2 protein-coding genes are annotated in these 15,374 nt (G+C 49.4%); both read right to left on the bottom strand.

From position 1 onward, the window contains the following. Positions 1–6: 6 nt before the first annotated feature. Entirely contained in the window at positions 7–7,650 is a 7,644-nt protein-coding gene (locus tag M1D90_RS11255; RefSeq protein ID WP_456282776.1) for an amino acid adenylation domain-containing protein, read from the bottom strand. A gap of 16 nt (positions 7,651–7,666) precedes the next feature. Further along, positions 7,667–15,361, bottom strand: a complete 7,695-nt coding sequence (locus M1D90_RS11250) for an amino acid adenylation domain-containing protein (protein WP_456282775.1) — start codon at positions 15,359–15,361, stop codon at positions 7,667–7,669. Between the last annotated feature and the right edge of the window lie 13 nt (positions 15,362–15,374).

Genomic DNA, 15,374 nt, shown 5'->3' with positions numbered 1-15,374 from the left:
CTGTTCCTACAGTTCCTCGACAAAGCTCGCAATATTGTCCAAATCTTCCGCTGTTAACGATTGGCTGCTAAAATCGCTGACCGTTTTCTCTGTTTCTTGTTTATGTGCGCAATGTTTGATGATTTGGTGCAAATTATGTTTCACCATGTGCAGCAGCTGTTTCATTGTTGTTGTATGGAACCGGCTTGGCGGATAGCTCAAATTGAAATGCAGCTGATTTTGCCTTACCATGGCGCTCATTTCCAGCGTTTGCTCACGCTGCCATGTAGGTGTAATGTCTTTCCCGCTTGCAAGCCCCGAAAAGCTGAACTTTTGTTGGCGTTCTGTATCATTGAATTGCCCTAAATAGTTAAAACCGATTTCAGGCGCTTTGCCGAACTGGATTGTTTTGTTTTCAGAGGATGTTAAATATTTCAAAATGCCGTATCCCATTCCTTTGTCCGGTATTCTGCCGAGTGTATCTTTGACTGTTTTCACTGCCAGCCCCAACTCGCCTTCGGCTGCATGATGTAAATCAATCAACACAGGATATATTGTGGTAAACCAGCCGACTGTCCGGCTGATATCCAATTCAGGTAGGGTGTGATCTCTCCCGTGTCCTTCCATCGCGATCCGCAGTTTCCTCTCTCCCATCCAATCACACAGGGCTAATGATGCTGCCGTCAGCAGAATATCCTGGGTGTCTGTGTTGTAGGCGTTGTTAACCTTGTGGATTAAAACGTGTGTGTCTTCTTCGGAAAGGGTAAAGCTTTCCGTTTTCCGAATGTTGTCCGCAGCGCTATGCGGTTTTTCACAAGGAAGTAAAGCGGCTTTTTCTTTTTCAACAGTGCGCCAATACGATTGTTCGCGAATGACCTTGCTGCTCTCTGCGTATTCGGCAAGCCGGTTTGCGAAATATTGGTATGAGTCCGTTTTCCGCGGAAGCTGAACCGGTTGTCCTGCGGCCGCCTGACTGTATGCTGCCGATAAATCCTCAAGCAAAATCCGCCATGAGACCCCGTCGACGACCAAATGATGAATGGTGAGAAATAAATAAGTTCCCGACATTGTGTTGAACAAGCCTGCTTTTAGCAGTGGGCCTGTTTGCAAATGGATACTGCGCTGCAAATCAGCGACTTCGTCTTCAATCAGCTTCTCCCATTGTGCCGTTTTAGAAAGGTCTCTTATGTTCAGGCTGTAAAGTTCTCCATGAATTCCCCTGTTAAATTGCTGCAGCTGGCCGCCGTCATCGATGATTGTCATGCGGAGGGCATCATGATGGATGACAAGATGCTGTAAAGCTGTTCGAAGCGGCTGTTCCTGAAATCCTTCTGAGCTATGAAGCATGACAGATTGGTTGAAATGCTGCCTCTCTTCGATATGCTGTGCGAGGAACCAGCGCTGAACGGGCGTCCAAGGTACTTCTCCTTCAATCGGCCGCTGATCTATATTTCTCTCAGTCTTGCGGATGAGAGGCGCGGCTTCTTTAATAGTTGGATGGCGGAATAAGTCGCCTGCCGTGATTTTCAAGTCAAACCGTCCAAGGCGCGCAGATACTTGGAGGGCTTTAATCGAATCGCCTCCCAGTTCGAAAAACGAATCCTCAATCCCGACTTTTTCAACGCCGAGCACCTCTTGCCAGATCACGGCAAGCCGCTCCTCCAGCTGGTTGCGCGGAGGGGCGTATGCTGTGTTGATTGCTGTGGTCTCCGGCTCAGGCAGCGCTCTTCTGTCGAGCTTTCCGTTTTGTGTCAGAGGCAAGGCGGCAAGCTCAACCAAATGCGCCGGGATCATAAACCCGGGCAATTGCTGAGAAAGAAGAGATCTGACTTTCTCGATATTCATTTCCGCTTGCAGACTCATATAGGCAAGGAGTTCTTTATGTCCTGAGGGACCGGTTCGCACGATGACGGCGGCTTCTTTGACACCGTCAATCTGCCGCAATGCTGCTTCAATTTCTCCCAGCTCAATCCTGTAGCCGCGAATTTTAACTTGATCATCCATCCGGCCGATATAATCAATCGTCCCATCCTTCAGCCAGCGGGCCAAATCACCGGTCCGGTACATTCGTTCACCAGGTGTGAAGGGATTTGGCACAAATTTTTCTTTCGTCAGTTCAGGTCTCCCGAAGTAGCCTCTGGCTAGCCCGTCCCCGCCAACGCATAATTCTCCGATGACACCCATAGGCTGCAATCTCCCGCGGCTGTTGACAATATAAGCGGTTGAATTAGCGATTGGGCGGCCGATCGGAATGGAATGCTTATACTCGTGTTCGATCCGGAAGCACGTTGAGAATGTTGTGTTTTCCGTTGGGCCGTAGCCATTCCATAGCGCGAGATCCGGCGCCGTGTTGCGAACGCGATTGACATGGTTTGGCGACAGGGCTTCTCCGCCGAGAATCAATCTGGACAGGTCGGAAAATGTTCGTTCATTTTGTTCTGATAATTGATTAAATAAGGATGATGTCAGCCATAAAGTCGTGATGCCGTTCTGCTGTATGAATGTCTTGAGCCGATCGGAATCTAAATAAGTTTCCTTGTCACTGATGTATAAACAAGCGCCGTTTAATAGCGGTCCGAATACTTCAAATGTCATCGCGTCAAATCCCAATGACGCTGTCAATAAAATCCTGTCTTCAGGTGAAAATGCCATATCGCTGTTTTTTACGAGACGGACGACGCCGCGCTGTTCAACCATTACGCCTTTTGGCGTGCCGGTTGATCCGGATGTATACATGATATAAGCGAGAGAATCAGGACCGCCCTGCTGTTCGGGATTGTTTGCTGAAATGCCGGCCTCAAGCTGGATGTCTTCTATGAATAACCGTTTTCCTGCCATATGAGATTCTAATCGATCTGATTGGAGGAGCATCACAGCATTGCTGTCAGACAACATCCATTCCAGCCGTTCTGTCGGCATGTCTTCAGTGACGGGAAGATAGGCTCCGCCGGCTTTTAAAATACCTAGAATTCCGACCGCAAGTTCAGGGGTGCGACTTGTTAATAGTGCGACAACACTTTCTGAACCGACGCCATTTGCTCGAAGCGCAGCGGCTATTCTGTTGGCGCGTTGGTTTAGTTCACGGTAAGTCAAGGTTTGCCTGTCATATATAACGGCCGGGGCGTGAGGTGTTTTGGCTGCTTGATATTCAAATAAACGGCTGATCGTTTCGTGTTTCGGGTAGTCTTGTTTTGTCTGATTAAATGTGTGAATGAATGAGCTTGTCTCATGTTCATCTAATACATGGATATCTCCGAGATGAATGTTCTGATGTTCGATCACATGATGGAGAATATGAATATAGTAGGAAAGCCATTTCTTTATCGTTTGTTTTTGATAGATGTCTGTATTGAATTCAACATCAAAACGGATTGTCTCTTGATCTTCTTCAGCTGCATAAAGAGTCATATCAAACTTAGAGACTTTATGGGCGTCATGAGCTATAGTCGTCAAATGCAAGTCATGCAGAGTCAGTGATTCCCGCTCCATATTTTGCAGAGCGAACATAACGTCAAACAACGGATTGCGACTCATATCACGGACGACATCAAGCCGGTCGACAAGCTCCTCAAACGGATAATCCTGATGTTCGTACGCTTCAAGCGCCGTTTCGCGGACCTCCCTTAAAAAATCGCTGAAACATTTGTTTTCTACCGGCCGCGTCCTGATCGCCAATGTGTTGACAAACATGCCGATGACAGATTCTAAGTCTTTGTGCGGCCTTCCGGCGATCGGCGAACCGATGATGATGTCCTCCTGTCCGCTGAGCCGGGCAAGAAGCGTGCTATACGCGGCGAGAAGAACCATATACAGGGTGCAGCCGTTGTCGCGGGCGATCTTGTATAGGCCGGATGAAGTGTCCGCATCAAGTGAAAAGGACACATGATCTCCGGCAAAGCTTCGTACCGCCGGGCGGGCGTTGTCGGCCGGAAGCTCAAGCACCGGCAGCTCTCCGTCGAGCTGCTTCAGCCAATAGGCTTCCTGTCTGTTGTACGCCTCCCCTTGTTTGAATGCCTGTTGCCAGACGGCGTAGTCTTTATATTGAATCCGCAGCGGGTGAAGCGTCCGGCTGGCGTACAGCTCGCTGAATTCGCGGATTAAGGTGCCGACAGACACCCCGTCGGAAATGATGTGATGCATGTCCACCAACAACAGATGACTCTCCTCTGCTTCCTTCACAAGAGCGGCGCGGAAAAGCGGAGCTTCTTGAAGCCGGAACGGACGGACAAAGTCTTCAGCCGCCGCCAACTCCATCAGCTGAAACGGGACATCATCATGGATGCGCTGGACAGGCTCGCCGTCTGCCCCGGTTTCAAACGACGTCCTGAGCGATTCGTGGCGGCGGATCAGCTGCCTGAATACTTCATCAAGCCGCGCGCGGTCGAGCGGTCCTGTCAGCTTAAGCGCCGCCGGCATATTGTAGCCGACACCGCCGTCTTCCAGCTGCTGAAGGACATACATCCGCTTTTGCGCCGAGGACACCGGGTAGGTGTCCTGTATTTCCGCCGGTTCAATCGCCGCATGCGGGCTTTCATCCAATTCCTGAATCACGGCGGCGAGCTCTTCCAGTGTCGGCTTGGCAAAGATCTCCTTCAGCGGCACTTGCACGCCAAAGGCTTTGGCAATGCGGGAGACAAGCGCTGTCGCTTTCAGCGAGTGGCCGCCTTGTTCGAAAAAGTGGTCGCGAGTGCCGGCAGGGCCGTATTTCAGCACCTCTTCCCAAAGCTTGGCGAGCTTCATTTCCGTGATGGTTCGCGGCGCGGTGTAAACGCGTCGTTCAGCCGCTCCGTCGGGAGCGGGCAGCGCCTTGCGGTCAAGCTTGCCGCTCGGGGTGACAGGCCACTCACGCATCTCGATGAATGATGAAGGCATCATATAGGCCGGCAGGCGTTTGCCCAGTTCTGTCCTTGCGGTCTTTTGATCCTGACCTTCAATATAGGCGTAAAGCTCGGTTTCCTCCCCTTCTGTCCGGGCGACAACCGCCGCTTCCCGCACGCCGTCGATCTGGCGAAGCGCCGCTTCGACTTCTCCCGGTTCGATTCGGTAGCCGCGGATTTTCACTTGGCCGTCCATGCGGCCCAGCCATTCAACGGTTCCATCCGGGAGCCATCTCGCCAGATCGCCCGTTTGATACATGCGTTCCCCTCGATAAAACGGGTCATCGAGAAACCGTTCTTCTGTCAGCTCCGGACGGTTCAAATAGCCCCTTGCGACACCCGCGCCTGCGATATACAGTTCTCCGGCCACCCCTATGGGCTGGACAGCTTTCTCACTGTCTAAAATATAAAGACGGGCTCCCGGTACAGGTTTTCCGATCGGAAGCCGCATCCGTTCCCTGTCTTTTTCATGGTCGTACCGAAAAAATGCGGCATCCACTGTAGCTTCTGTCGGCCCGTAGCCGTGAATGACCGCAGTCTCCGGCAAAGACCGGGCAAATCGGGCGGCTGTCTGGGGAGCGAGTGCTTCACCTCCGGCGAATACGCGTTTCAAGGTTTTCGCAAGGCTTGTCCTTTTCTCCTCTGTTTCCATCTCGACCTGGTCTAAAAAGCTGTTGGCCATCGCCGGGATAAAATGCGCCGTTGTCACTCCTTCGTTTGTGAAGGCTTCTGTCATTAAAGCGGGATCCTTCTCCCAGCCCTGCGGAAGCAAATACATGGAGGCGCCGGGAATCATCCACCAAAACAACTGCCAGATCGAAGCATCAAATGAAAACGATGACTTGAGCACGATGACATCATCTTCAGTTAATGGGAACTGGCGTTGCATCCCGGACAAAAAGGCGGCAGCCTGTCGGTGCTCAACCGCGACGCCCTTCGGTGTCCCGGTTGAACCGGATGTATAGATGACATAGGCGAGTGAGCCGCCATCCGTATGAGCGCAAACCGGTTCGTTCTCCGCTGGTTCCGTTCGAAGTGATGACAGATTGACTTCAAGCGTTTCCCCGGAAAATCCGGAGACGGACAAACCCGGCCCTGTGACGAGAAGCCGGGCGCCACTGTCGGCGAGCATGTATCTGAGCCGTTCTTCAGGATAGTCTGGATCAAGCGGCACGTAAGCGCCGCCGGCTTTCAAAACAGCCAGCACCGCGATCACCATCTCTGGTGAACGGTCGGCGAGCACGCCGACCACACTTTCTTTGGCGACGCCTTTTTTCTTCAACCGAATAGCGAGTTGATTGGTATACTGATCAAGCTCTCGGTACGTTAAGATACCGCCGGAAAAACGAAGCGCCGGCAAGTTCGGCGACAGCGCCGCGCGGCGGGTGAAAAAGCTATGCAGCGTCGGTGCTAAAGGTGCAGCGGGCTCTGTTTGATTGAATTCGTACAGCATCTTTTTGGCAGTTTCTTCGCCAAGCAATGCAATTTGTGCGATTTGTTGATTGGGATCAGCGATGACAGAGCCTATGATATGGCGTAAATACAGTTCGATTTTTTTCATCATGGCTGGATCATACAGTCCGATATCAAAATTTATGCGAATATAAAGCGAGCTTCCCGGAATGATTTTAATGCTGCATCCATAGTTGGTAACTTCATCCATATCGAAATCATCGACTGTGAAATCGAATGCATCAGCCTGATTCAGACTTTCAATTTCGCGCTGGGCCGGTATGTTTTCAAATACGACAATATGGTCAAACAGCTCATGTTTCAGCATGCTTTGCGCCTGAATATCATATAAAGGATAATAACTGTACGCTTCCGCTTTCAGTGACTCCTGCTGCAAGTGGCTGACCAATGTCAAAAAGGACTCCGGCCCGCTTTTGACCCGGACGGGAATGGTGTTAATGAAAAGCCCGACCATTTTTTCTACGTCCTCAAGATCAGACGGCCTCCCGGAAATAACGGAGCCGAAGACTGCGTCATCACAGCGGTTGATCTTTTGCAGAATGATTCCCCATAATGCCTGAAAAACCGTATTCAGCGTCGCGCCTGCTTGCAAGGCCAATTTTCGCAGCCCTTCAGTCTGTTCTTTAGATAGGGTAAATGCCATCTGCTCAAGCTTTCCTTTTGAGGATGATGATGTTTTGGGCAGTGATGCGGTTTGTTTGACATCGATAAGCCTTGTTTTCCAAAAGGCTTCAGCTTCTTTTCGATCCTGTCGCATCAGCCATTTAATATACTTGCTGAACGGATGAACCGGTTCAAAATCAGGAAGCTGCCCTTTTCCTAAAGCCTTGTAAATCGCAAGAAATTCTTTCATCACAATACCAAAGCACCAGCCATCCATTAAAATGTGATGATGGCTCCAAATACAATGATATTGTTCGTGCGCCCTTTTTAAGATAGATACTCTCATAAGAGGGTCTGTTTGCAGATCAAATCCTTTTTTCTTGTCGTCATGTTCGAATTGATCGACAAATGTTTCTTTAGCCGTCTCGTCTAGATGAGAAATATCAACAAATTGAAGGCGGCTTTGCCGCTCTTTTAACACGACTTGGCGCGGCTTTGCCACATTTTTGTGTATAAACGCAGTGCGGAAAATATCATAGCGTTCAATCAGCGCGTCTAAACTTTTTTGAAACCGTTCTGTATCAAGCGAGCCGTTTATCGTAAATGATGCCTGTTCAAAGTAGGCTCTAGATTCCTGATCCAACAGCGAGTGAAACAGCATGCCCTCCTGCATAAAAGATAAAGGATAGATATCTTGTATTTCCGGTTGCTGCACCATCAGCGACTCCCCTTTTCTATAATTTATTGACAGCTCCCATAATGTCGCTTAGTTCCTCCAAAGTTAAATCTTCATCAGTGAAGTCTGTTGCACTTTTTTCATGGTTTTCTTTCTCTGTGCAATGCTTGATGATCGTTTTGAGAAAAAATTGAACATGGTCTGCCAGAGCTTGTACTGTTTCTTTCTCATATTGAAGCCGGTTGTAGACAAAGTGCATGACGAGACATTCTGAAGATACGGCGCCGCTGATATCGAGAAGATGAGGCCGCTCCCAATCCGGACTGATCTCATGCCCCGCTTTGACGGGAGAAACGCGAAATCCGCTCGACTTGATATCTTCGTCAAACTGTCCCAAATAGTTAAAGCTGATGTCGGGACGCTGGAAATCTTCAGGTTCCCACATGCCGCCGATGTATTTCAGCACCCCGTAGCCAACGCCCTTATACGGAATACGGCGCAGCATGTCTTTTGTCCGCTTGATGTGGTAGCCGAAACGCTCATGATCATCTGCGGACTCCGGAAGGCTTGCATCGAGTAAAACAGGATAAATCGAGGTAAACCAGCCGACCGTCCGGCTGATATCGATATCCTCCAAATGCGCTTCTCTTCCATGGCCTTCCAAGCTGATTTTGAATCGATCATTGCCGGTCCATTTGTGAAGCGCAAGACCTAACGCGGCGAGTAATATGTCATTTGTATCTGTCGTATACGGCTTGTTTACAGCCGTTAACAGACGCTCTGTTTCTTGTTTTGTCAGCCGAATGTCTATGGTGTCTGTATCTTGCAGCAGATTCGTAATGGTTTCGGCATCTTTCGGAAGCGGTTCAACTCTTGTTTTTTCCCTTTCAGTCCAGTAATCTATTTCCCGTAATAGCTGTCGGCTTGTTGCGTAATCAGTCAGCCGCTTGGCATAGGTTTGATAGGAATCTGTCTTTTCCGGAAGCACGATTTCTTTTCCCGCCAGGGCCTGTTTGTATCCGGCGGTTAAATCTTCGAAGAGGATGCGCCATGATACTCCGTCGATGACAAGGTGATGAATTACAAGCAGCAAATGATCGCCGTCCGATCCGCGAAAAACGCCGGCTGCAACAAGCGGCCCTGTCTGAAGCTGAATCGATTTCTGAATATGTTCCGCGGCCCTTTCAATCATCACATGCTCTTGAGCTAATGATCCTGCTTCTCTTACATCAAGCAGTTCAAACGAAAACAGCTCCTCTTTGGCAAGCTCTTCGGCTCTGTTGTACTGTGTTAAAACTCCGTCTTGATATCCGCATACCATCCGCAATGCGTCATGATGGACCACGATATGGGCGAGCGTTTTTTGCAGAGCTGTTTCATCAAATCGCGCGGAACTGTGCAGCATGACAGATTGATGAAAGTGATCGTGTGACAAAGATTGTGAGAAAAACCAGTGCTGTACAGGCGTCAGCGGCACTTCGCCGTTGACGGGCGCTTGATCAATCTCGCGCCGGACTTTCGTTACCCGCTTTGACAGCTCGCCAAGCGTCTGATGTTTAAACAGCTCACGAACCGTTGTTTCATAGCCTCGCTGCTTTAGCCTTGCGCATACTTGCAGCGCTTTAATAGAATCTCCGCCAAGGTGAAAGAAATGGGCGTTCACACCGAGCCCCTCCATTCCTAAGAGCTCTTCCCAAATCTCAGCCATCATCTGTTCAATATCGTTTCTTGGGCTTATATCTTCACCTGCGCCCTGATTGGCCGCCGGTTCTGGCAGCGCATTTTCGTCGAGCTTGCCGTTAGCTGTCAGCGGCAGTTCGTCAACCTGTATGATCCGCGCGGGTATCATGTATTCCGGGAGGAGCGTTCTGAGAGATGTACGAATCTCTGCTTCATTTAGGCTTTGCGCCGTTACCGCATATCCATAGATCGATTGCTGTCCGTCTTTGTCATTTCTTGTTATGACTGCTGCTTCCTTGATTGGAGGCAGTTCTTGAAGGGCGCTTCTGATTTCTCCCAACTCAATCCGGTATCCTCTGATCTTCACTTGCGCATCTTTTCTGCCGACATATTCCAGCTCGCCGTTTGGCATCCTTTTGACGATGTCTCCCGTACGATACAGGCGCTGACCTCCGACATATGGATTTGTGATGAATCGGGAAGCGGTCAGCTCTTCTCTGTTGATATAGCCTCTTGCGACTCCGGCGCCTGCGATATACAGTTCTCCCGGCACACCGACAGGCTGCAGGTTCATATAGGCGTCCGCGACATAGGCTTGTAGGGTTGCCAGAGGTTTTCCGATATTGCTTTTATTGTGTTTCATATCGGTTCGAGTCAGCTTTTTATACGTGGCGTGCACCGTTATTTCGGTAATGCCGTACATATTGATGAGATCCGTTTCTGGATACTTCTCAATCCAGTTCATCAGCATCCCGGGCTGCAGGGCTTCTCCCCCGAAGATGACATAGCGGAGCTGTAAGCGGTCCGAATGCCTTAATTCTTCATCGATAAGCCCGTGAAAAGCTGTAGGCGTCTGGTTTAGCACAGTCACGCCTTCTTTTTGTAAAAGCCGCCGGTAGACATGGGGATCGCGGGCGGTTTCTTTCGGGACAATGACAATTTTTCCGCCGTGTAAAAGAGCGCCGAATATTTCCCAAACCGAGAAGTCGAAACAATAGGAATGGAACAGTGTCCAGACGTCCCGGGATCCGAATGAAAAAGGCAGCTCGTCATGTTTGATCAGGCTGACCACATTGCGGTGTTCAATCACTACACCTTTTGGCTTTCCTGTTGTTCCTGATGTGTAGATCACATATGCCGGCTGTTCGGCTGATATCGGCTGGCGCCGCCTTTTCGCTGCGGCTTTTTCTGCCTCGTCAATATATAAAACAGGTATGTCTATAGGTTCTTCCCATTGTTGTCCGGATTGAGTAAGCAGCAGTTTGGCCCCGCTGTCATTCAGCATAAAGCGGATCCGTTCAGCTGGATAATCAGGGTCGATCGGCAAATAGGCGCCTCCCGCTTTTAAGATGCCGAGAATCCCAACCAGCATATCGAGTGAACGGTCTGTCATTAAACCGACCACTTGCCCTGAACCGACACCATGTTCATTCAACACAGCAGCTGTCCGTTCAGCCTTTTCATCAAGTTCCCGGTAAGACAGCTGCCGATCATCGATCACGGCGGCTATTTGATCCGGAGCGGCCATTGCCTGTTTTTCAAATAGACTCGCGATGTTCTCTTGTCTCGGGTATTCAGCCGTTTCTCCTGCAGCATTGATCAGCATGTTTTGTTCTTTCGGAGTCAGCATTTGCATGTCGGACAGTTTCATGTCGTGATTGGCCGACATGCTGCCGATTAGCGCTTTAAAATGATCAGACCAGCGCGCGACCGTTGCCTTTTCAAATAAGGCGGTACTGTACTCAAAATGACAGCTGATCGTACCGTCATCTTGTTCTTCGGCATGCAAAGTCAAATCAAACTTTGACGAGTGATGCGGCAGTTTATGTGATAAAAGCGTCAGTTCCGGTAATTCCACCTTGAAATCATCGCTGTTTTCAAGCACCAGCATAGCGTCAAAAAGCGGGTTGCGGTTCACTTCTCGTGGGGCGTCAAGGTGTTGGACGAGCTCCTCAAACGGATAATATTGGTTGTCAACAGCCTCAAGTGTCAGTGTTTTGATCTCTTTCAAATATGTACGGACTGTTTTATTCCCTTCAGGCTTACTTCGCATCGCCATTGTATTCACGAACATCCCGATCACGCCATCAAGTTCTGCGCGTTCTCGGCCATGTGCCGGCGAACCGATGACAATATCCTCTTGGCCGCTCAGTTTAGAAAGAAAGACTGAGAAGCCAGCCAGCAACACCATATATAACGTTGAACCGGTCTCATCCATTAACTGGCGCAGCTTTGCCCCTGTTTCCCTGTCAATATGCGTGGTCAAAGTGTCTCCGCTAAAATCGGGGAGAAGCGGCCGTTTTTGATCAAGCGGCAAGTCCAGCACCGGCAACGTCCCCTTCAGCACTTCCAGCCAGTACTGTTTTTGGCTGCCGAATGCCCCGGCTGAAAACTGTTCATTTTGCCATACAGCGAAATCTTTATATTGCAGTGTCAATGGAGGCAGCTCTTTCCCGCTGTAAATGGCCGTGAATTCACGAATAAACGTGCTCATTGACATTCCGTCAGCAATGAGATGATGCATATCAAGCAGGAAGAAATGCCGGTCTTTGTTCAACGCGGCTAAACAGACTCTGATCAGCGGAGCTCTTTCAAGATCAAACGGCTGAACGAACGATTCCAACACTTCATTGAGCGATTTCTCGGATTGGATGTGCAACTCTGTCCACTTCACTTCGGCAGATGATACGACTTTTTGCATCGGCTCCCCGTCCTGTAAAACAAACGAAGTGCGCAGCGCTTCATGTCTGTCGATTAATGATGCAAAAGTTTCTTTCAATCGCTTTCGGTTCAGTGTTCCGCAGAGTTCCAAGCAAGCGGGCATGTTGTAGCTTGTACTGTCTTTTGCCAGCTGATGCAGGGCATAGAGCCTTTTTTGCGCGAAAGACAAAGGATACAGATTTTTTTCCGGCGCCGGTTTTATCTCCGGACGGGTCTCACTTTTGACCCGTTCTATTGCAGGAGCCATGCTGGCAATCGTCGGATATGAAAAGACTTCGCGAATCGGCAGCTGAACATTAAGCCGCTGATAGATTTTTGAGACAAGCGCCGCCGCTTTAAGAGATTGACCGCCCAATTGAAAGAAATCATCATGTATGCTAATCCGCTCCCGCTTCAACACGTCTTGCCAAATCGACATAAGCTCTGTTTCCAGCAAAGTGCGGGGCGCTTTCGGCATGACGTCTGTCCCGCCTGAATGTGCCGGTTCCGGGAGACCGGAGCGATCCAGCTTTCCGCTCGTTGTAAGCGGCATTTTGGGCAGTATTGTAAAGCTGTCAGGCATCATATAGGCCGGCAATTTCCCGGCAAGGGCTCTATGCAGGTCCAAGCGCTCTGTTTCCTTTTGCAACACAACATAAGCCGCAAGCTCCTGTTCTCCATCTGCTGTGGTGCGTACGAGTGCCGCCGCGTCTTTTACCCCGGAAATACCGCGAAGTGCGGATTCAATTTCTCCTAGTTCTATTCTGAATCCTCTGACTTTTACTTGGTGATCCAGGCGTCCAAGGTATTCGATCGTTCCATCCGGCAAAAAGCGCGCCTTATCCCCTGTCCTGTACAGCCGTTCTCCTTCATGAAAGGGATGGGCGGTAAAGGCTTGATCTGTCAATTCCTTTTGCTGAAAGTACCCTTCAGCAAGGCCTTTTCCTGAAATGCATAATTCACCGACAGCACCGATCGGCTGAAGGAGGTTCCCGTGCATAATATAGACAGATGTATTATCAACCGGCCGTCCGATTGTCAATCGCTCGCTTTTCTGAAGATTCCGCAGCACCGTCGTTGACACGCTGTTTTCTGTCGGTCCGTATTCGTTTATCAGTTCGGCGTTGCTGCAAATCTCGCGGCTTACGGTGATTAAATCAGGTGTCACGGCTTCCCCGGCGAATGTCACAGCCCGGAGTGTTTCCGCGTCTGTTTTTGTCAAGGTCTCCAGCAGTACGCGGTATAAGGAAGGAACGAAGAGCAGATGGCTGACGCCGTGTTGGGCGATAAGCTGTTTCATAGCCACGACATCTTTTGCATCATCTTCATCGGTCAGCAAGACGCAGGAGCCTGACAGAAGCGGTGTGAACAGACCTGTTATTGACCCGTCAAACACATATGAAAAGAGATGGAGCGCGATATCTCGGTCTGTCATCCTGTATTCTTCCCGTCTCCATTGCAATGTATTGGAAATGCTTCTGTGGCTGACGAGCACCCCTTTGGGCTGCCCCGTTGTCCCTGATGTATAAATGATGTAGGCCCAATTTTCGCTGTGTGACTGTGCTGAAAGAGCGGCTTTTGGTTCCGCGTCTGTATCTTCAATTGTGACAATCTTCCCTTTGTAATCCGCAGGGATAAAAGGGAGCAGTTCTTGTTGCGTAACGAGCCATTTGGCTTGACTGTCGCGTAAGAGAAACGAGAGCCGCTCAGGCGGATGATCCGGATCAAGCGGCATATACGCACTGCCCGATTTCCAGATGCCGAGAAGAGCTGCGACAGTTTCTTTTGAGCGGCGCAGCATAACAGCTGCAACTTGATTTGGACCTGCGCCTTCTTTCCTTAGCGCACGAGCGATTTGATTAGCTCGCTCATCTAATTCACGGTAGCTCCAGCTTGTTTCATTGAATCTGAGCGCCTCTTGTTTCGGTGTTTTGGCGGCCTGCTCTTCAAACAGCTCATAAACTGTTTGATCCGGATAAGTTCGCTGTTTGCCGTGAAAGGAATGAATCAGTTTTTTTTCAGCGAGTGGCACGGGATCAATGCTTGTGATCAATTGATCGGGATCTGATAGTATACAATCGATCACTTCTTTTACATGCCCTTGAAGCCGAAGTATGTCGGTTTGATCATAGACCTCGGCGTTATAGCTGAATTTTATGTAAAAGGTCTCACCGGGAACAATGACAATATTCAAGTCGTAATTGGTTTCCTCTGACGTGGAAAAATGATCAAGATGAAGAGCGTTTTCCTCCGATTCTTCCCAGCCGTTAACCTCTTTCTGCATTTGGACGGGATAATTTTCAAATACAAGGATATGATTGACCAGGTCTTTGTTTAAGCCGCTCTCGTTTTGAATCTCATAGAGCGGATAATAGCCGTGATCTTCACAAGTCAGGATGTCTTTTTGCACTTGTTTGGCGAGTGAAGAAAATGACATACCCGCGGAAGAGCGAATCCGGACAGGCACCGTGTTAATGAACAGTCCGGCCATTGATTCGATTCCGTCAATGGCGGAAGGCCTCCCTGAAACAACTGCGCCGAATACAGCGTCATCAGTCGCGTTGTAGCGGTGCAGAAGCAAGCCCCATATACTTGTAAACAACGTGTTTAACGTCACGCCCAATCGCCTTGCTAAATCGGAAAGTTTTTCAACCGTTTCCGGCTTGAGTGAGTATTGAAGGTGTCTCGGTGTATAACCGCCTTCTGTTGTTTTGCTTTTTGAACCGGGGACAGAGACAGACTCCCCGTACCCTTCCAAATAATCGGACCAGAAGGCAGCTGTTTTTTCTCTATTCTGACCGCGAAGCCAAGTCATGTATGTGCTGTAAGGCGCCGGCTTCCCAAGGCGGAAAGGCCGGCTGTTTCTTAGAGCGTAGTACATATGGAAAAAATCTTGCAGCACAATACCTAAGCTCCATCCATCCATCATGATGTGGTGGTGGGTCCATACGCATGTATGCCGTTTTTCTCCTGTTTGATAAAGGGTCAGCCGCATTAATGGACCTTTTTGCAGATCGAACCGTTGAAGCCGATCTGCTTGTTTGCGGCTATTTATCAACGTATTCTGTTGTTCAGCCGTCAAGGCAGAAATATCCTCCGTCTGAACAGCTACTTTTCGGTGTGATAGAACGACTTGCTGCGGCCCGTCCAGATCAGGCACCTCTTTTATATAAATCGTTCTGAAAATGTCGTAACGTTCAATCAATAGATCCAGACTCTTCTGAAATGAATCCAGACACAAATCACCGCTGATGGTGAAGGAAATTTGTTCAATATAGGCGTTTGAATCGGGGTGAAGCAGTGAATGAAACAGCATTCCTTCCTGCATATACGACAATGGATAAATATCTTGAATCTCTGTCTCTTGCGCCATGAATGCCACACAC

It is taken from the genome of Bacillus sp. JZ34, assembly GCF_053903205.1.
Note: the sequence above shows the minus strand (reverse complement) of the source record. Positions and strands in the feature narration are given on the sequence as shown.

Coding starts and splice junctions, on each gene's coding strand:
- M1D90_RS11255 (WP_456282776.1), bottom strand. CDS start 7,650: ATGGTGCAGCAACCGGAAATACAAGATATCTATCCTTTATCTTTTATG.
- M1D90_RS11250 (WP_456282775.1), bottom strand. CDS start 15,361: ATGGCGCAAGAGACAGAGATTCAAGATATTTATCCATTGTCGTATATG.